The sequence below is a fragment of the Mycobacterium seoulense genome (assembly GCF_010731595.1).
GTDB lineage: Bacteria > Actinomycetota > Actinomycetes > Mycobacteriales > Mycobacteriaceae > Mycobacterium > Mycobacterium seoulense.
The window spans coordinates 2,957,372-2,975,598 of the sequence record NZ_AP022582.1; the positions used below are offsets into that span (position 1 = coordinate 2,957,372).

Sequence of the window (18,227 nt, forward strand, 5' to 3'; positions counted from 1 at the left end):
TGCGTTGCCGCGCTAGTCGCTGGCCACCGGGACCCGACCGCGCAGGTCGGCGGCGATGAGCCGGGCGGCGGCGTTCTGCCAGTTGTGCAGCGAGCGCTGCGGAACCTCGGTGACCAACCACTGCCAGGCCTGGCGGGCGGTCGGATCCAAGCCGGCGGCCGTGGCGTTCTGCGCGTACGCGCGCACGCCGACGACGTAAGGGAAATACAACGAGTTGTAATGGCGCCACTGCTCGGTGGTCCCGAAATCGCCGGCGTCGCGCGGTTTGAGCCGCCCGATCGCTTCGGCGAGCACCGCCTTGAGTTCGTTGGCCCGCTCCAGCGGGTGGTCGGGCGCGCCCCGCGCGGCGAGCCGCTCGTCGATCACGGGCAGTGCGGTCAGCGGGCTGGCGACCAGCTTGGTCAGGTCCGCGTAGTGGCCCAGCGCCCTGCGGGTGAGCCTGGCGAACGTCTGGTCGTCGACGTCGACCAGGGGATCGGCCGACCGCAACGGCAACGCGGCCCCGGTGTGCCGCAACGCGGCCCGGTCGGCGCGCAGCGCGGGCGATTTCGCGAATGCCATCCGGTCGAGCGCACCGGCCAGCGGGTCGGCCAGCACCTGCACCGCGATGGCGATCGCGAGGCTGCTGAACAGCAGCACGCCCAGCACCGTCCGTCCGGCGGGCTCGTCCCGCGTGACCGCCAGCCCGATCAGCGCCTGGCCGCCGAACAACACCGCCACCGCCATGGTGCCGGCGAACGAGCGCCGCATGTCCGCGCGCAACGCCTGGCCCTCGTCGAAGGCGTCCCACAGGGCCACGGCGAGGCCGAGCGATAGGACGTCGATACTCGTCGACGCCAGCGCCACCCAGCTGGGTACCAGCCCCAGCGGAATGATCAGGATGGCATTGCCCAGCGCGAAGAACAGAGTCGCGACGACGGCGAGTCCGACGGCCGACCGGGGCCGGCGCGGCTGCCGCAACGCGACGGCCATGGCGCCGAACGTGGAGAGCGAGATCACCGCGAACATCAGCCAGTGGCCCGCCCGCAACGGCCCCTCGACGCCGCCGGCCAGCATCGCCCCGAACAGGGCCAGCGCCGCGACCGCCGCCACGAGCGACAGGTCGCGGCTGCGCGCCCTTCCGCCGTCCCTGGGCCGGGACAGCTCGACGAGCACCGCGAACCACGCCACGCCGGGAATGGTCACCAAGTAGATCTCAACGCGACTGAGCAGGTGCGCGTAGGCGGGGCTGGTGTTCCGCACCGCGTCCAGCGCGACCACCAGCGCGAAACCGCAGAGCCCGATCGCCGCCATCACCAGCACCGGCTTACGCGGATCGCGGGCGAGCAGGTAGAGCCCGAGCCACCCGCTCAGCGTGAACACCACCGCCGACAGCGCAGCCATGCTCACAGTTTGGCACGGAGTTGGATGCGTGCCGACCCGCTGCGCCCGGCTCCGCCGCGCTTGCGATCGGCACGAGTTGGATGCGTGCCGACCCGCTGCGCCCGGCTCCGCCGACCCGCTACTTGCCGTACCTGCGGTGCCGCTGGCTGTAGTCACGCAGCGCGCGCAGGAAATCGACCCGGCGGAACGCGGGCCAGTGCGCCTCGGTGAACCACATCTCCGAATACGCGCTCTGCCACAGCAGGAAGCCGGAGAGGCGCTGCTCCCCCGACGTGCGGATGACCAGGTCGGGATCGGGTTGCCCCGAGGTGTAGAGGTTTTCGGAGATGCCGTCGACGGTGACCGCGTCGATGAGCTCCTCCGCGGAGGCGCCGTTGGCGAGTTCCTTGCTCAGCAACGCCCGCACCGCGTCCACGATCTCGCGGCGGCCCCCGTAACCGACCGCGACGTTGACATGGAACGGCGCGACGACGGGCGTCGATTCCACCGCGTCGCGCAGCCGCCGGGCCGGCTCCTCGCCGAGCAGCTCCAGGTCGCCGACGGTGCGCACACTCCAGCGATTGGCGGGTGCGCAGATCTCCTCGACGACATCGGTGATGATCTCGATGAGTCCCGCCAGCTCGTCGGGGTCGCGCTGCAGGTTCTCGGTGGACAGCAAGTAGACCGTGGTCATCTCGATGCCGGCTTCCTGGCACCAGCGCAGCATCTCGGCGATCTTCGCCGCACCCATCCGGTAGCCGTAGCTGACGTCGGCATAACCGGCGTCGCGGGCCCAGCGCCGGTTGCCGTCGCACAGCACGGCGATGTGACGGGGCAGGTGCGATTTGGAGGAGGCCAGACCCTGCCGCAGCCGCAGCTCGTAGACGCGATAGAGCGGGTCTTTGAGACGCGGCGGGATAATTTCCACGGAGATTCAGCCTACTGTGAGCCGCGCCGAATTCCCCCGCGATTCGGGCCCGGTTTCAAGTCCGTCGCCCGCGGGCAGAGACCACCCTGTGACGATTCCCGATTACTGTGGGTGACAAGCAGTCACCGGCAATCCCCCGACCTGCAACACACGAGGCACAGGAGACATGAGCAGCCAGACCGGCACGTCTGCCGATCCGGACCGTTCGGATCGCGAATCCGAGGCCATCGCCCCCGGTAACACCGTCGAACAGCTTGTCGAGGGTGTCGCCCAAGCGCTGACCAAGCCCCGCCTGCGCGGCTGGATCCACTTCTATTCGGCGTGGCTGGCGTTCATCGCCGGCGCGACCCTGGTGTCGGTGTCGTGGGCGGCCTCGTCACCGCGCGCCGGCCATTCGACGCTGGTCTACGCGGCGGCCACGGTGGCGATGTTCGCCGTCAGCGCCACCTACCACCGGGTGCACTGGAAATCCGAAGCGGCGCGCAAACGCATGAAGCGGCTGGACCATTCGATGATCTTCGTGTTCATCGCCGGCAGCTACACGCCGTTCGCGCGCCTGGCCATGCCGCAGCAGACCGGGATGGAGGTGCTGTGGATCGTGTGGGGCGGCGCGGTGGCGGGCATCCTGCTGAAGGTGTGCTGGCCGTCGGCGCCGCGCTGGTTGGGCGTGCCGCTATACCTGCTGCTGGGTTGGGTGGCCGTGTGGTACTGCCCGACGATCCTGCACGAGGCCGGCGTGGCGGCGATGGTGCTGCTGGCCGTCGGCGGCGTGTTCTACAGCGTCGGTGGCATCTTCTACGGGCTGCGGTGGCCCGACCCGTGGCCCAGGACGTTCGGCTATCACGAGTTCTTCCACGCCTTCACCGCGGTCGCGGCGATCCTGCACTACATCGCCATGTGGTTCGCGGTGTTCTACGTCGGCGACCACGCTTGGCTAGCGCACTGAGCGGCTACAGCTGCGTGACGTCGGCGGGTGACCAGTAGGCCTTCATGTGCGCGACCTTGCCGTCGTCGTCGAACGCCATCACGTCGATCGGTTCGATCACCATCCGGTGCTCCCCCGCGGTGATCGTGAGGCGGAAATGGAAGGCCGCCTCGTTGCCCGCCACCCGCAGCGTCACCAGCTCGCATTCGCGCTGCACGTCGTTGACCGCGGAGTAGAAGCCGTGGATCGCCTGGCGGCCGATGTGCACCTCGCCGCCGACGGGATCCTCGACGGTGGCGTCGTCGGCGTACAGCTCGACCAACTCGTCGGCGCCGCCCTTGGCGACCAGTTCGATGTAGCGGTTGACCGTGTCGGTGATGTGTTGGGCGCTCGGCATGAAACCTCACGCTACCGTGGCACGCCCAGCGCCCCCGCGAGGTCTTCGGCGGTGGTGACCGGCAGGTCGCACACCCGGCCGCGGCACACGTAGGCGGCGTCGGCGCCGGCCAACCGGTCCCGCCCGGCCAGCAGCTCCGACGAGTCCCTTTCCCCGCCCACGACGATCGCCCCGCCGGGCGCCAACCGCCGGGCATCGGCCAACAGCGCCGACCGCGACGGATCACAGGCGACGGCGATCTGCAGAGGGCCGCGGACCGCGGCCTCCGCCACGGCCAGCCAGTGCCCCGCCGAGCGCGTCGCGCGCTCCAGCAGCACCGAATGCGCGTTCAGCGCGCCTCCGGCGGCCCGCAGATAGCGCTCCGCGCGGTCGCCGTCGACCAGGTGCGCCGCGGTCAGCAGCGCCTCGGTGATCGACGACGCGCCCGACGGAGTCGCCCCGTCGAGCGGGTCTGCGGGCCTCAGCATCAGCCGCTCGGCGTCGTCGGCGGTGTCGAACCAGCGGCCGGGCTGCTCCGGGTCGGTGAAGTGCCGCAGCGCGGTGTCGAGCAGGTCGGTCGCCGCGGTCAGCCAATCCGCGTGGGCGTCCAGCTGGTACAGGGCGAGCAGGCCGGTGGCCAGCATCGCGTGGTCTTCGAGGATGGCGGCGCTGTCGCCGACCACTCCGCCGAGGCTGGCGCGCCGGAGCCGCCCGTCGACCAGGTGCAAGCCCAGCACCGCGGTGGCGCAGTCCCGCGCGGCGCGGGCCAACTCGGGCTGGTCCAGGGCCACGCCGGCCTCGGCCAGCGCGGTGATCGCCAGCCCGTTCCAGGACGTGACGACCTTGTCGTCGCGTCCCGGCTGGGCCCGGGTGCGCCGGGCGGCCAGCAGCGCGGCCCGGGCCCGTTCGAGCCGCTGCGGGTCGTCGGGGTCGGCGGGCAACTGCAGCACCGAGGCCCCGTGTTCGAAGGTGCCCGCCGCGGTGACATCGAAAACCGTTGCGGCCCAGGCGCCGTCGGCGGGCCCGAGGGTCTCGATGAGCTGCCCGGGCGTCCAGACATAGGTCGAGCCCTCGCGGCCGTCCGCGTCGGCGTCCAGCGACGACGTGAACATGGGGCCGTCGGCCAGATCGTCGAGCAGAAAGCGCGCGGTCTGGGCGGCGACCCGGCGCGCCAGCGGATCGCCGGTCCGCCGGGCCCAGTGCGCGTAGACCCGCAGCAGCAGCGCGTTGTCGTACAGCATCTTCTCGAAATGCGGTACCACCCAAGCGTTGTCGACGCTGTAGCGGGCGAACCCGCCGGCGAGCTGGTCGTAGATGCCGCCGCGGGCCATCGCGTTGCCGGTGCGCGCGACCGCCTCGAGCGCGGCCGCCGACCCGGTGCGCTCGTAGTGCCGCAGTAACGCCTCGAGCATCGCCGACGGCGGGAATTTCGGCGCGCCGCCGAAGCCGCCGTGCACCGCGTCCTGGTCGTCGAGCACCGCGGCGACCGCGTGGTCACACAGCGTCGGTGCGACGTCGGGGCCGCCGGAGGGCAAGCCGGACGCCATCGCGCGCAGTTCACCGGCGATGGCGTCGGACGCGTCCTCCACCTCGCCGCGGCGCTGCTGCCAGGTCGTGGAAACGGCCGAAAGCAGCTGCAGGAAGCTCTCTTTCGGGTAATAGGTACCGCAGAAGAAAGGCCGGCCGTCGGGCGTCAGGAAACACGTCATCGGCCATCCGCCGCGGCCGGTGAGCGCCACGGTGGCGTTCATGTACACGGCGTCGAGGTCCGGGCGTTCCTCGCGGTCGACCTTGACGCAGACGAATCCGGAGTTCATGGCGGCGGCCACCTCGTCGTCCTCGAACGACTCGTGGGCCATGACGTGACACCAGTGGCAGGCGGCGTAGCCGATGGAGAGCAGGATTGGCACATCACGCTCGGCCGCGGCCGCCAGCGCCTGCGGGGTCCACTGCTGCCAGTGCACCGGGTTGTCGGCGTGCTGGCGCAGGTACGGGCTGGTCGCCAGCCCGAGGGTGTTGGTCGCGGCAGGGTCAGCCGGGCTCATCGCCGGGTCCCGGTGCCCGCTCCGATCCGTGCTCCTGGCCCGGGGGCTGTCCGTCGGTGTCGTCGACCGCGTCGGTGCCCTCGTCGGCGGCCTGGTCGGGCTCGGGGTGTTTGGGGTCGAACGAGTCGGGCACCTTCTTCAGCTGCCGATTCATCGATCGCAGCAGCAAGAGCGTGGCGATCAGCAGCAGCACGACGATCAGCAGCCCGATCGGGCTGGCCTTGCCGAAGTCCGGGCCGGTGTGCTGGGGCGCGCCATCGGCCAGCCAGCCGGCGGCCGCGCTCGCAACGAAAAAGTGGCTCACCCCTCAACCTCGATTCCGGCGAACAGGTCGTCCTCGGGCAGCCGGACGGGAACTCGCGAGCGCGCCAGCTCGAACTCCTCCGTCGGCCACAACCGCTGCTGCCACTCGATGGGCGCGGCAAAGAAGTCGTGCTCGGGGTCGATCTGGGTGGTGTGCGCCCGCAGCGCGTCGTCGCGCTGGCTGAAATACGCCGAGCACTCGACGCGCGTCGTGACCCGGGACTCGAAAGGGTCGTGCGAGGCGTCCCAGTGCTCGAGCCACTTCTTGAAGGGCGGTTCGTGACCGTGTTTGACGGCCTCGTCGTGCAGCAACTGCATCCGCGCCCGCAGGAACCCGTGGATGTAGTAGAGCTTGGACACCGCCCACGGCTCGCCCGCGTCCGGATACCGCCGATAGTCTCCGGCCGCCTCGAACGCGCCGACCGAAACCTGATGGCACCGAATGTGATCGGGATGCGGGTAGCCGCCGTTCTCGTCGTAGGTGGTCATCACGTGCGGGCGGAACTCGCGGACCACGCGCACCAGCGCCTCGACCGACTCCTCAAGCGGCACCAGCGCGAAGCATCCTTCGGGCAGCGGGGGCGGCGGGTCCCCTTGGGGCAGGCCGGAGTCGACGAAGCCGAGCCAGGTGTGCTCGACACCGAGGATCTCGGCGGCCTTCGCCATCTCGTCGCGGCGGATCTCGGCGATGTGGCCGTGCACCTCCGGCAGGTCCATCGCCGGGTTGAGAATGTCGCCGCGCTCGCCGCCGGTCAGCGTCACCACCAGCACGCGGTGGCCCTCGTCGGCGTAGCGGGCGAGGGTGGCCGCGCCCTTGCTGGACTCGTCGTCGGGGTGGGCGTGCACCGCCATCAACCGCAGTTCGCTCACGTGCCCCCTTGTCGGTCTGCTGGTCGCCGGATGCGAACCTATAATTCCAGTTCTTCAGATCGTTGCATGCTGCCGGCCGGTGTCCGGCAGCCGACCGTTCAGGCATACCCCCGCATGACCGAAACTTCTCCTTCGCGGCCCGAGGCCCGCTACGGGCGTGCGCGGGTGCCCCGGCGTTGGGTGATCGTCGGGCTGGGTGCGCTCGTGGCCGCGGCCGGGCTGGTGATCGCCGTCGTCGGCTACCACCGGCTGGGCACCAGTGCCGTGACGGGCACGCTGGCCGGCTATCAGGTGATCGACGACCAGACGGCGTCGGTAACGATCAGCGTGACGCGATCCGACCCGTCGCGGCCGGTGGACTGCATCGTGCGGGTGCGGGCGAAGGACGGCAGCGAAACGGGGAGGCGGGAAGTGCTGGTCCCGCCGGCGGGGGCGGCCACGGTGCAAATGACCACCACGGTGAAGTCCAGCAAACCGCCGGTGGTGGCCGACATCTACGGGTGCGGCACCGATGTGCCCGCCTATCTGCGCCCGGCGTGACCCCGTAACAACAGCCGAACTGCGAATTTGGAGTCACCAATTGTTTGCGCGGTGGTAACATGGGTGAATGCACGGTTCCTGATGGGACCGTGTATTGCTGCATTAAGGCCGTGAGCAGAACGGATCGGCAGCACACGGGGGCAGACCCGGATACTCCGGCGGCGGGGTCAACAGGCTTACGCGGTTACCGCGGAACGACAACACAAGGAGCACGACAAAGATGACGGACACTTCGGTGACGTGGCTGACCCAGGAGTCACATGACCGGCTGAAGGCGGAGCTCGATCAGTTGATCGCGAATCGTCCGGTCATCGCCGCGGAAATCAACGACCGCCGTGAAGAGGGCGACCTGCGCGAGAACGGCGGCTACCACGCCGCCCGCGAAGAGCAAGGCCAGCAGGAGGCCCGCATTCGTCAGCTGCAGGACCTGCTCAACAATGCCAAGGTCGGCGAGGCGCCCAAGCAGTCCGGGGTCGCGTTGCCCGGATCGGTGGTGAAGGTCTACTACAACGGCGACAAGTCGGACACCGAGACCTTCCTGATCGCCACCCGCCAGGAGGGCGTCAACGACGGCAAGCTCGAGGTGTATTCGCCCAACTCACCGCTGGGCGGCGCGCTGATCGACGCCAAGGTCGGCGAGACCCGCAGCTACGTCGTGCCCAACGGCAACACCGTCGAGGTCACGCTGGTCAGCGCGGAGCCCTACCACTCCTAGCCGCGCCCGCGGGTCCCGGCGGCTAAGCCAGCGCCTGGTCGAGATCGGCCAGCAGGTCGGCGACGTCCTCGATGCCCACCGACAGCCGGACGAGGTCGTCGGGCACTTCCAGTTGCGAACCGGCCGTGGACGCGTGCGTCATGGCGCTGGGGTGTTCGATGAGTGACTCGACGCCGCCGAGCGATTCGGCCAGGATGAACACCTCGGTGCGGGCGCAGAGATCCCGGGCGGCCTGCCGGCCGCCGCGCATGCGCACCGACACCATGCCGCCGAAGCCGTGCATCTGCCGGGCGGCGATGTCATGCCCGGGGTGGCCGGGCAGGCCCGGGTACAGCACGGTGCTCACCGCCTGATGCCCGTCGAGGAATTCCGCGACGGCCGAAGCGTTTTCGCTGTGCCGCTGCATCCGCAGCACCAGGGTCTTCAGGCCGCGCATGGTCAGGTAGGCGTCGAACGGGCCGGGCACCGCGCCGGCCCCGTTCTGCAGGAAGGCGAAGGCCTCGTCCAGCGCGGCGTCGTCGGTGATCAACGCGCCGCCCACCACGTCGGAGTGGCCACCGATGTACTTGGTGGTCGAATGCAGCACCACGTCGGCGCCCAGCGTCAACGGCTGCTGCAGCGCGGGCGAGGCAAATGTGTTGTCCACCAACACCTTTACCGACGATTGCTTGGCCAGTTCCGCGAGGGCCGCGATGTCGGCGATGGACAGCAGCGGGTTGGTCGGCGTCTCCACCCAGATCAGGCGCGTGTGCGGGGTGATCGCGGCGCGGACGGCGTCCACGTCGGACAGGGCCACCGGGGTGTAGCGGACGCCCCACTGCGTGAACACCTTGTCGATCAGCCGGAAGGTGCCGCCGTAGGCGTCGTTGGGGATGATCACGTGGTCGCCGGGCCGCAACATGGCGCGCAGCGCGCAGTCGGTGGCGGCCATGCCCGAACCGAACGCCCGCCCGTAACCGCCCCCCTCGACGGCCGCGAGCGAGGCCTCGAGCGCGGCACGCGTCGGGTTGCCGGTCCGCGCGTACTCGAACCCGCCGCGCAGCGCACCGACGCCATCCTGGGCGAACGTGCTGCTGGCGTAGATCGGGGCGTTGACCGCCCCGGTCGCCGGGTCCGGCCGGTAGCCGGCGTGGATCGCCTTGGTGGCGAGTCCGGTGAAGTGTCCGTTGCGGTCGGCGCTCATCGACGATCAGCCTAGGCGACGGCCGCCCCGGCTACCGCGTCCGCACGACTACCTCGGCTGGTCCTCGGTCCCGTCGAGCGGCAGGCAGACCGTCGTCATGATCTTGTCCGCCAACGTTTGCCGCTTCGAATCCCACAGCGGGAAAAGGAAACCGATGAAGCAGATGATCGCGTCCACGAAGTGGGCGAGGGAACGCACGACCGACATTCCGAAACCGATCGGCTGGCCGGTGACCTCACTGACGACCTTGAACTTCATCACCGACTTGCCGACGCTCGACCCGATGGTGCCCTGGCGGTAGCCGTAATTCCAAATCAGGTAGCACAGCCCCACCAGCGATGCCAACCACTGTGCGGCCATGCCGATGGTCGAGTTCTGCGTTGCGCAGTATTGATTGACGGCGTACTGCGTGACATCGGTGACGCACGCCGTCTGCTGCGTGGCGACCAGGATGCCGGTCCCGATCCCGTGCACGACGGCGTACGGGAGGATGTCGATGATGAACGCGACGAGCCGGGTCAGCCACGGCGTGTAGGACTCCGTCGGCAAGGTGCGGATCGCCGGTCCGGGGGGAGGTGGGGCGTACCCACCCGCCGACGGCGGGGGCGGCGGGTAGGAGCCGCCGCCGGGCGGGGGCGGGGGCGGCGGGTAGGACGCACCGGCGGGCGCCGGCGGAGGGGGCGGGGTCTCGTGCCCGCCGGACGACCCGGGCGTCGGGGGAGGTGGCGGGTAAGTGCCGCCGGGCGGCGGTTGATCGGTCATGGGCACCCTTTCCACTGCGGACCAGCTGACCCAGGCCGCATTACAGTACCTGAGCGCGCAGCGGCCGGGCGAGATTCGCTAGCGTCGGCGCGGGCCGTCGGAGAGGAAGCCGAGCAGGTCATACCGGGTGATCACCCCGACCGGTTTGCCCTCTTCGACCACCATCAACGCGTCCCAGTCGCGCAGCGCCTTGCCGGCCGCGCTGACCAGCTCTCCCGCGCCGATCATCGGCAGCGGCGGGCTCATGTGCATCGCGACGGCGTCGGCCAATTTGGCCCGGCCCTCGAAAACGGCCGACAGTAGTTCGCGCTCGGAGACGCTGCCGGCCACCTCGCCGGCCATCACCGGCGGCTCGGCGCCGACCACGGGCATCTGGGACACCCCGTACTCGCGCAGGATGCCGATGGCGTCGCGCACGGTCTCGGATGGATGCGTGTGCACCAGGTCGGGCAGCTCGCCCGATTTGCGGCGCAGCACGTCGCCCACCCTGGCCTGTTCGGTCGAGCCGTCCAGACGGCTGCGCAGGAACCCGTACGACGACATCCAGGCGTCGTTGAAGATCTTCGCCATGTAGCCGCGCCCGCCGTCGGGCAGCAACACCACGACCAGCGCGTCGGGCCCGGCCTCCTCGGCGACCTTCAGCGCGGCCACCACGGCCATCCCGCAGGAACCCCCGACCAGCATCGCCTCCTCGCGGGCCAGCCGCCTGGTCATGTCGAACGAGTCGGAGTCGGACACGGCGATGATCTCGTCGGGCACCGTGCGGTCGTATGCAGCCGGCCAGAAATCCTCGCCGACGCCCTCGACCAGGTAGGGCCGGCCGGTGCCCCCGGAATACACCGACCCCTCGGGGTCCGCGCCGATGATGCGCACGGCACCGCCGGACACCTCTTTGAGGTAGCGACCCGCGCCGGTGATCGTGCCGCCGGTGCCGATGCCGGCGACGAAGTGGGTGACCTTGCCGTCGGTGTCGGCCCAGATCTCCGGGCCGGTGGTGGCGTAGTGACTGGCCGGGCCCTCCGGGTTGGCGTACTGGTCGGGCTTCCAGGCGCCGTCGATCTCTCGGGTAAGCCGGTCGGAGACGCTGTAGTAGCTGTCCGGGTGGTCAGGCGGCACCGCCGTCGGGCAGACGACCACCTCCGCGCCGTAGGCGAGCAGCACGTTGCGCTTGTCCTCGCCGACCTTGTCGGGACAGACGAACACGCACTTGTACCCGCGCTGTTGGGCCACCAGCGCCAGTCCGACGCCGGTGTTGCCCGAGGTGGGTTCGACGATGGTGCCGCCGGGCTTCAGCAGCCCGCTCGCTTCGGCGGCGTCGATCATCCTCACCGCGATCCGGTCCTTCGAGCTGCCTCCAGGGTTGAGGTACTCGACCTTGGCCGCCACAGTGCCGGCGCCCTCGGGAACGACGGAATTCAGGCGTACCAGCGGCGTGCCGCCGATGAGCTCACTGATGTGCTGGGCGATCCGCATGGGTTCATCGTCTCAGGCACGTCTTGGGGGTGCGCGGCGCGCTTACCTTTGATCGGCAACCGCCGCCGGGCTACCCGGTGGCCTCGCGGATGTAGTCCCCGATCTGGCGGAGCGAGCGAACCGCCTCCGGCACCATCGGCGCGGCCAGCTGGAAGTCGTGGATCTGGCCGGGCCACACCCGCACCTCGGCCGGCACACCGACCGCCGCCAGCCGGCTCGCCGCCAGCCGCGCGTCGTGCAGCAGCACCTCGGAGCCCGAGACGTGGATCAGCGTCCGCGGCAGGCCCGGTTTGATGTGCTCCAGCGGCTCGTAGATCTCCTCGGGCCTGCCCGCGACTTTGCGCTTCTGGGCCGCGCTGGCAACCAGCTCGGCGAGCGCGTCGAACGCCCGGGTGGAGAACATCGCGTCGGTGTTGATGTTCGGGTGCGCCTGCTTGCATTCCTTCGCCAGCTGCAGCAGCGGCGAGATCATCACCAGGGCCGCAGGTTCCTCGTCTTCCTCCTGGAGGCGTTGCGCCAGCGCGAGGGCCAGGTAGCCGCCGGCGGAGTCACCGGCCAGCACGATCTGATCCGGCTGGTATCCCCGCAGCCGCAGCCATTGGTAGCCGTCGTGACAGTCGTCGAGAGCCATCCCGATCGAATGCTTGGGCAACAGCCGGTAATTGACCACCAGGACCGGCGAGTCGGCGAAGTTCGACAGCGCCTCGACCAGCCGGCCGTGCGAGTTCGCCCCGCACGTCAGAAACGCGCCGCCGTGGAAGTAGACGACCACCCGGCGGGTGCCGTCGGCGGGCAGCACGCCGGGGGCGCGCACCAGCTGCGCCGAGGCGTTGGGCAACTTCACCGTCTCGCGGACCGTGGCCGACACCGGGAGAACCACCCGGGCGGCCAGGTCGATGAGGCCCCACGGCCAGGGAAAGTTGGGGACGTGGCTGCCGACGGACAGGACCGGCCGGACGGTCATGCGCGTCGTCAGGTTGGCCACCCGCGCAGCAACGCTCGGCCCGGATTCGAGGACCTCGACCGGGGTGCCATCGCTCATCGCGAACTTGCGGGTCTTGGCTCTGCGGGCCCGCAGGATGTCGTGTGGACGAAGGGCATTCCGGGGCAGGCCGGATACCTTGCCGGGTGCGCTCATGCTCAACACTTCCTACGCCGTTGTAGTGCGATACAGCATGTGACGAGGCGGCCAAGCGTCTGGTTCAGCCGTTTGCTCGAGGCGCTCAACCGACCCCTGGGGATCAGCGTGACAGGCATTTCTTGGGGCAACGTTTGAATAGCCTGATTCGATACCAATTCGTTTCCCGCCGTGATCGGATTGTTGGTCAGCCGACCCCGCAAACATGCAAGCCGAACTAAACTGGTTTCGTGACCATGCGGGTGCCACGCCGTTCGGCGATCGCCCTGGCCACAGCGGGCGCACTCGCCTCGACGGGAACTGCCTACCTGGGGGCGCGCAACCTGCTCGTTGGCCAGGCGACGCACGCGCGCACCGTCATTCCCAAGGCGTGGGACATCCCGCCACGCGCGGACGGGGTATACACCCGCGGCGGTGGGCCGGTCGAACGCTGGCACCGCGGCGTGCCCTTCGATCTGAGCCTGATGATCTTCGGCGACTCGACCGCCGCGGGCTACGGGTGCATCAGCGCCGAGGAAGTTCCGGGGGTGCGGATCGCGCGGGGCCTCGCCGAGCAGACCGGCAAGCGAATCCGGCTGAGCACCAAGGCCATCGTCGGTGCCACGTCGAAAGGCCTTCGCGGCCAGGTGGATGCGATGTTCGTGGCGGGGCCGCCGCCGGATGCGGCAGTGATCATGGTGGGCGCCAACGACGTGACGGCCCTCAACGGGGTCAGCCAGTCGGCGCAGCGCCTCGGGCTGAGCGTCCGCCAACTGCGCGCCCGCGGCGCGGTGGTGATCGCGGGCACCTGTCCGGATCTGGGGGTCATCACCGCCATCCCGCAACCGCTGCGCTCGATCGCACACGAGCGTTGTCTGCAACTCGCGCGCGCCCAGGCCGCCGCGGTGCGGTCCGCCGGCGGCATGCCGGTACCGCTGGCGCAGCTGATGACGCCCCAATTCCGGTCGACGCCCCACGTGATGTTCTCCCCGGACGGCTTCCACCCGTCCGCCCCGGCGTACGCGATCGCGGCCGACGCGCTGCTGCGCGCGCTGTGCGAGGCGCTGGGCGAAGAGGTCGAGATCCCGCCGCTGGAGTTGGCGGCGTCGACGACCCCGCCCGTGCTCGGCCAGCGCCACACCCGAATCAGCGTGATGTCGCGGCTGTGGCGGCGCCCGGTGCCGGGACCCGCCCCGTCGTCGCACCCCCTGGTGGGCAACGACTAGATTTGGTCTAGCCCGTCGGCGTCGAGTCAACGGTTTGTGAAGCGAGCTCGTCGGAATCCGGAAGGGATTTGAAGGGAACCGTCATGCCTGAAGCCGTCATCGTCTCAACCGCCCGCTCGCCGATCGGCCGCGCGATGAAGGGGTCGCTGGTCTCCATGCGGCCCGACGACCTGGCCGCCCAGATGGTGCGGGCCGCGCTGGACAAGGTGCCCGCGCTCAACCCCCACCAGATCGACGACCTCATCCTGGGCTGCGGCCTGCCGGGCGGCGAGTCCGGCTTCAACATGGCGCGCGTCGTCGCCGTCGAGTTGGGTTACGACTTCCTGCCGGGCACCACGGTGAACCGCTACTGCTCGTCTTCGCTGCAGACCACCCGGATGGCGTTCCACGCCATCAAGGCCGGCGAGGGTGACGCGTTCATCTCCGCGGGTGTGGAGACCGTGTCGCGGTTCGGCAAGGGCAACTCCGACTCCTGGCCCGACACCAAGAACCCGCTGTTCGACGAGGCCCAGGAGCGTTCGGCCGCGGCCGCCGCGGGCGCCGACGAATGGCACGATCCCCGCGCCGACGGGAACCTGCCCGACGTGTACATCGCGATGGGCCAGACCGCGGAGAACGTCGCGATCATGACGGGCATCAGCCGCGAGGACCAGGACCGCTGGGGGGTGCGCAGCCAGAACCGCGCCGAGGAGGCGATCAAGAGCGGCTTCTTCGAGCGCGAGATCACCCCGGTGACCCTGCCGGATGGCACCACCGTCAGCACCGATGACGGCCCCCGCGCGGGCACCACCTACGAGAAGGTCTCCGAGCTCAAGCCGGTGTTCCGGCCCAACGGCACCATCACCGCGGGCAACGCCTGCCCCCTCAACGACGGCGCGGCCGCGCTGGTGATCACCAGCGACACCAAGGCCAAGGAGCTCGGCCTGACGCCGCTGGCCCGCATCGTGTCGACCGGGGTCAGCGGCCTCTCCCCGGAGATCATGGGTCTGGGCCCGATCGAGGCGTGCAAGAAGGCGCTGGCGCGCGCGGGCATGTCGATCAACGACATCGACCTCTACGAGATCAACGAGGCCTTCGCGGTGCAGGTGCTGGGTTCGGCGCGCGAGCTGGGCATGGACGAGGACAAGTTGAACGTGTCCGGTGGGGCGATCGCCCTCGGCCACCCGTTCGGCATGACCGGCGCGCGCATCGCGACCACGTTGATCAACAACCTGCAGACCCACGACAAGACCTTCGGCCTGGAGACCATGTGTGTCGGCGGCGGGCAGGGCATGGCGATGATCATCGAGCGGCTGAGCTGACCCGCTGAAACCGCCGCGACGTTGAGTGCTCACCCTGGGCGTCGCGTGTGCGCCCAGGGCGGCGACACGCCGAGGGGCCCCGCCGCCAGCGCACACCAAAGCCACTGGTGCACACGCGACCAGCCCGAGGCATGTCCCCACACGAAAAAGACCGGCACGCCAATCGGCGCGCCGGTCTTTTCGCAATAGAGAACTAGTCGTTCTGCAGGTAACTGAGCAGCCGCAGGATCTCGAGGTAGAGCCAGACCAGGGTCACGGTCAGGCCGAGGGCGATGCCCCACGCCGCCTTGTCCGGCGCGCCCGCGCGCACCATCTGGTCGGCCGCGTCGAAGTCGATCAGGAAGCTGAACGCCGCGATGCCGATGCACACCAGCGAGAAGATGATGGCGATCGGTCCGCCGCTGCGCAGGCCCAGGCCCGTACCGCCGCCGACGTGGAACATCGCGAGCACGAAATTGCCCAGCATCAGGGCCAGGACGCCGAACATCGCGGCGACCAGCATGCGGGTGAACTTGGGCGTCACCCGGATCGCGCCCGTCTTGTAGACGACGAGCATGCCGAAGAACACCCCGAAGGTGCCCAGCACGGCCTCCCCGATCAGGGCGCCCGCGTTGGCGTGCGAGACCGAGAAGTTGGCGAAGACGAACGAGATGGCGCCGAGGAAGAGCCCTTCCAGGACGGCGTAGCTGAGCACGATCGCCGGGCTGTCCTGCTTGCGGCCGAAGGTCGCGACCAACACCAGCCCCAGGCCACCGAGCGCGCCGATCATGGTCAGCGGCATCGCCAGCGCGAGGTTGGACGCCACCAGGAAGTAGGAGACCACGGCGGACAGCGCCAGCACCGCCAGCGTGATGCCGGTCTTGGTGACGACGTCGTCGATGGTCAGCGGACGCGAAGCCCTGGCCTCCTGGTAGGGAGCCTGATAGGGGGCCGCGTAGGGGTCGGCTCCATACCCTTGCATCGGGGCCGCGCCTGTACCGAATTGCGCGTATCCGCCCCGCTGCTTGGGCAGCGAACGAAATACCGGGTTGCTTGTCTCCCGCACCGTCGGATCCTCTCTATTGGCTCGAGCTGTGCGAACACAATCTCAACGAGCAGCGTCCCGTCCGGGTTCCCGGCGACCTGGGCATGTTTGGAATGCCTGGAGGCTTTGCTGCTGTCGTCGCGTCAAAGATAACCCTTACCCGCGGGTATCGCGCCGGTCGTCACGATCTAGATTTTTCCCTCGGGGGTGGACCGGTGATGGGAGGCAAGGGCGTGGCCGAGGAATCCGACGAGGTTCTGACCCGGGTCGACGGCGACGTCGGCCTGATCACGCTCAACCGCCCCAAGGCGATCAATTCGCTCAATCAGCAGATGGTGGATGCGCTCAGCGCCATCCTCACCGACTGGGCGGACGACGACACCATCCGTGCGGTGGTGCTCTCCGGCGCCGGCGAGCGTGGACTGTGCGCCGGCGGCGACGTCGTGTCGATCTACCACAGCGCGCGCAGGGACGGAATCGAGGCGCGGCGGTTCTGGCGAGACGAGTACCTGCTCAATGGCCAGATCGCCGATTTCGCCAAGCCATACGTGGCGCTGATGGACGGCATCGTGATGGGCGGCGGCGTCGGCGTCAGCGCGCACGCGAACACCCGGGTGGTGACCGACACCTCCAAGATTGCGATGCCCGAGGTCGGCATCGGTTTCATTCCCGACGTCGGCGGGGCGTTCCTGCTGTCCCGGGCACCCGGGGGGCTGGGGTTGCACGCGGCGCTGACCGGAGCGCCGTTTTCGGGCGCCGACGCCATCGCCATGGGGTTCGCCGACCACTACGTGCCGCACGACGATCTCGACGCGTTCACCCGGGCCATCGTCGCCGAGGGCGTCCAGAGCGCGATCGCCGCGCATGCCGTCGAGCCGCCGCCGAGCGGCCTTGCCGCGCAACGCCCTTGGATCGACGAATGCTACGCCGGCGACACGGTCGAAGACATCGTCGCGAGTCTGCGTAAGCAGGACGCCGGACCGGCCCAGGACGCCGCCGACCTGATCGCCACCCGCTCGCCGATCTCGTTGTCGGTGACCCTGGAGGCCGTGCGACGCGCCGCCAGACTTCAGACGGTGAAAGACGTTCTCATCCAGGACTACCGGGTGTCGTCGGCATCGCTGCGGTCGCACGACCTGGTCGAGGGCATCCGGGCGCAGCTGATCGACAAAGATCGCAACCCGAAATGGTCGCCGGCGACGCTGGCCGCGGTGACCGCCGCAGATGTCGAGGCGTATTTCGCCCCGGTCGACGACGACTTGAGTTTCTAGAAAGGCGATTGGATGACGGACACTGGCTCCAAGAACTTTGAAACCATCCTGGTCGAACGCGACGGGCGCGTCGGCACCATCACCCTGAACCGGCCGAAAGCCCTGAACGCGCTGAACACCCAGGTGATGAACGAAGTCACCAGCGCGGCAACGGAGTTCGACAACGATCCCGGCATCGGGGCGATCATCATCACCGGTTCGGCCAAGGCGTTCGCCGCCGGCGCCGACATCAAGGAGATGGCCGACCTGACCTTCGCCGACGCGTTCGACGCCGACTTCTTCGCCCCCTGGGCCAAGCTGGCCGCCGTGCGCACGCCGACCATCGCCGCGGTCGCCGGACACGCGCTCGGCGGCGGTTGCGAGCTGGCCATGATGTGCGACGTGCTGATCGCCGCGGACACGGCGAAGTTCGGCCAGCCGGAGATCAAACTCGGCGTGCTGCCGGGCATGGGCGGCTCCCAGCGCCTGACCCGCGCCATCGGTAAGGCCAAGGCCATGGACCTCATCCTGACCGGGCGCACCATCGACGCCGCCGAAGCCGAACGCAGCGGCCTGGTTTCGCGCGTGGTGCCGGCCGACGACCTGCTGACCGAGGCCAAGGCCGTCGCCACGACGATTTCGCAAATGTCCCGCTCGGCGTCCCGGATGGCCAAGGAGGCCGTCAACCGCGCATTCGAATCGACCCTGTCCGAAGGGCTCCTCTACGAACGACGCCTCTTTCACTCGACCTTCGCGACCGAGGACCAGTCCGAAGGCATGGCGGCGTTCGTCGAGAAGCGCGCTCCCAACTTCACCCACAGGTAAGC

General features: G+C 69.4%; 18 protein-coding genes. 7 read left to right on the plus strand and 11 right to left on the minus strand.

Features of this window, described 5'->3' with window-relative positions:
- Positions 1-12: 12 nt before the first annotated feature.
- Both G6N37_RS13475 and G6N37_RS13480 read right to left on the minus strand, forming a co-directional pair.
- Entirely contained in the window at positions 13-1,383 is a 1,371-nt protein-coding gene (locus G6N37_RS13475; protein ID WP_163681084.1) for a hypothetical protein, read from the minus strand.
- Positions 1,384-1,501: 118 nt separating this feature from the next.
- Positions 1,502-2,290, minus strand: coding sequence for a (2Z,6E)-farnesyl diphosphate synthase (locus G6N37_RS13480; protein WP_163681087.1), 789 nt, complete (start codon positions 2,288-2,290; stop codon positions 1,502-1,504).
- A gap of 166 nt (positions 2,291-2,456) precedes the next feature.
- Here G6N37_RS13480 and trhA point away from each other — a divergent pair, with 166 nt between their 5' ends.
- The gene (gene trhA, locus G6N37_RS13485; protein WP_163681090.1) at positions 2,457-3,236 is read left to right on the plus strand and encodes a PAQR family membrane homeostasis protein TrhA; all 780 of its coding nucleotides are present in this window, start codon (positions 2,457-2,459) and stop codon (positions 3,234-3,236) included.
- 4 nt (positions 3,237-3,240) lie between these two features.
- Here trhA and G6N37_RS13490 read toward each other — a convergent pair whose 3' ends face one another.
- The 4 genes from G6N37_RS13490 to mca are packed head-to-tail and all read right to left on the minus strand — an operon-like array spanning position 3,241 to position 6,809.
- A complete protein-coding gene (locus tag G6N37_RS13490) occupies positions 3,241-3,612 on the minus strand; it encodes a nuclear transport factor 2 family protein (protein ID WP_083172197.1) in 372 nt (123 codons plus the stop codon).
- A gap of 11 nt (positions 3,613-3,623) precedes the next feature.
- On the minus strand, positions 3,624-5,636 hold the full coding sequence (locus G6N37_RS13495) for a thioredoxin domain-containing protein (protein WP_163681093.1): 2,013 nt from the start codon (positions 5,634-5,636) through the stop codon (positions 3,624-3,626).
- A complete protein-coding gene (locus G6N37_RS13500; protein WP_163681096.1) occupies positions 5,623-5,940 on the minus strand; it encodes a hypothetical protein in 318 nt (105 codons plus the stop codon). The genes G6N37_RS13495 and G6N37_RS13500 overlap by 14 nt, the downstream gene beginning before the upstream one ends.
- Positions 5,937-6,809: a mycothiol conjugate amidase Mca gene (mca, locus tag G6N37_RS13505; protein WP_163681099.1), complete on the minus strand. Its 873-nt coding sequence runs from the start codon at positions 6,807-6,809 to the stop codon at positions 5,937-5,939. The genes G6N37_RS13500 and mca overlap by 4 nt, the downstream gene beginning before the upstream one ends.
- A gap of 114 nt (positions 6,810-6,923) precedes the next feature.
- Here mca and G6N37_RS13510 point away from each other — a divergent pair, with 114 nt between their 5' ends.
- Together G6N37_RS13510 and greA are read left to right on the plus strand one after the other, a co-directional pair.
- A complete protein-coding gene (locus G6N37_RS13510) occupies positions 6,924-7,349 on the plus strand; it encodes a DUF4307 domain-containing protein (protein ID WP_163681102.1) in 426 nt (141 codons plus the stop codon).
- A gap of 220 nt (positions 7,350-7,569) precedes the next feature.
- Entirely contained in the window at positions 7,570-8,064 is a 495-nt protein-coding gene (greA, locus tag G6N37_RS13515; protein ID WP_007168983.1) for a transcription elongation factor GreA, read from the plus strand.
- Positions 8,065-8,086: 22 nt separating this feature from the next.
- Here the strand turns inward: greA and G6N37_RS13520 are convergent, their stop codons facing one another.
- The 4 genes from G6N37_RS13520 to G6N37_RS13535 form a co-directional block, all read right to left on the minus strand.
- Entirely contained in the window at positions 8,087-9,247 is a 1,161-nt protein-coding gene (locus G6N37_RS13520; RefSeq protein ID WP_163681105.1) for a cystathionine gamma-synthase, read from the minus strand.
- 48 nt (positions 9,248-9,295) lie between these two features.
- Entirely contained in the window at positions 9,296-10,009 is a 714-nt protein-coding gene (locus G6N37_RS13525; protein ID WP_163681108.1) for an RDD family protein, read from the minus strand.
- Positions 10,010-10,087: 78 nt separating this feature from the next.
- Complete coding sequence (locus G6N37_RS13530) at positions 10,088-11,482, minus strand: cystathionine beta-synthase (protein ID WP_163681111.1); 1,395 nt, start codon at positions 11,480-11,482, stop codon at positions 10,088-10,090.
- 70 nt (positions 11,483-11,552) lie between these two features.
- Entirely contained in the window at positions 11,553-12,620 is a 1,068-nt protein-coding gene (locus tag G6N37_RS13535) for an alpha/beta hydrolase fold domain-containing protein (RefSeq protein ID WP_163681114.1), read from the minus strand.
- Positions 12,621-12,850: 230 nt separating this feature from the next.
- On the opposite strand from G6N37_RS13535, the gene G6N37_RS13540 reads away from it, so the two are divergent.
- Positions 12,851-13,825 carry an SGNH/GDSL hydrolase family protein gene (locus tag G6N37_RS13540; protein WP_163681117.1) on the plus strand — a complete coding sequence of 325 codons (975 nt, stop codon included), beginning with the start codon at positions 12,851-12,853 and terminating at the stop codon, positions 13,823-13,825.
- 83 nt (positions 13,826-13,908) lie between these two features.
- Positions 13,909-15,126 (plus strand): acetyl-CoA C-acetyltransferase, encoded by a 1,218-nt coding sequence (locus G6N37_RS13545; protein ID WP_163681120.1) that lies wholly within the window; start codon positions 13,909-13,911, stop codon positions 15,124-15,126.
- A 193-nt stretch (positions 15,127-15,319) separates the two neighbouring features.
- Here the strand turns inward: G6N37_RS13545 and G6N37_RS13550 are convergent, their stop codons facing one another.
- Positions 15,320-16,171: a Bax inhibitor-1/YccA family protein gene (locus tag G6N37_RS13550; protein ID WP_163681124.1), complete on the minus strand. Its 852-nt coding sequence runs from the start codon at positions 16,169-16,171 to the stop codon at positions 15,320-15,322.
- Between the two features lie 212 nt (positions 16,172-16,383).
- Between G6N37_RS13550 and G6N37_RS13555 the strand changes: the two genes are divergently transcribed.
- Positions 16,384-17,421, plus strand: a complete 1,038-nt coding sequence (locus tag G6N37_RS13555; RefSeq protein ID WP_163685023.1) for an enoyl-CoA hydratase/isomerase family protein — start codon at positions 16,384-16,386, stop codon at positions 17,419-17,421.
- Positions 17,422-17,433: 12 nt separating this feature from the next.
- Positions 17,434-18,225, plus strand: a complete 792-nt coding sequence (locus tag G6N37_RS13560) for an enoyl-CoA hydratase (RefSeq protein ID WP_163681127.1) — start codon at positions 17,434-17,436, stop codon at positions 18,223-18,225.
- The last annotated feature ends 2 nt before the right edge of the window (positions 18,226-18,227 follow it).

Coding starts and splice junctions, on each gene's coding strand:
- G6N37_RS13475 (WP_163681084.1), bottom strand. CDS start 1,383: ATGGCTGCGCTGTCGGCGGTGGTGTTCACGCTGAGCGGGTGGCTCGGG.
- trhA (WP_163681090.1), top strand. CDS start 2,457: ATGAGCAGCCAGACCGGCACGTCTGCCGATCCGGACCGTTCGGATCGC.
- G6N37_RS13490 (WP_083172197.1), bottom strand. CDS start 3,612: ATGCCGAGCGCCCAACACATCACCGACACGGTCAACCGCTACATCGAA.
- G6N37_RS13495 (WP_163681093.1), bottom strand. CDS start 5,636: ATGAGCCCGGCTGACCCTGCCGCGACCAACACCCTCGGGCTGGCGACC.
- G6N37_RS13510 (WP_163681102.1), top strand. CDS start 6,924: ATGACCGAAACTTCTCCTTCGCGGCCCGAGGCCCGCTACGGGCGTGCG.
- greA (WP_007168983.1), top strand. CDS start 7,570: ATGACGGACACTTCGGTGACGTGGCTGACCCAGGAGTCACATGACCGG.
- G6N37_RS13520 (WP_163681105.1), bottom strand. CDS start 9,247: ATGAGCGCCGACCGCAACGGACACTTCACCGGACTCGCCACCAAGGCG.
- G6N37_RS13525 (WP_163681108.1), bottom strand. CDS start 10,009: ATGACCGATCAACCGCCGCCCGGCGGCACTTACCCGCCACCTCCCCCG.
- G6N37_RS13530 (WP_163681111.1), bottom strand. CDS start 11,482: ATGCGGATCGCCCAGCACATCAGTGAGCTCATCGGCGGCACGCCGCTG.
- G6N37_RS13535 (WP_163681114.1), bottom strand. CDS start 12,620: ATGAGCGCACCCGGCAAGGTATCCGGCCTGCCCCGGAATGCCCTTCGT.
- G6N37_RS13545 (WP_163681120.1), top strand. CDS start 13,909: ATGCCTGAAGCCGTCATCGTCTCAACCGCCCGCTCGCCGATCGGCCGC.
- G6N37_RS13560 (WP_163681127.1), top strand. CDS start 17,434: ATGACGGACACTGGCTCCAAGAACTTTGAAACCATCCTGGTCGAACGC.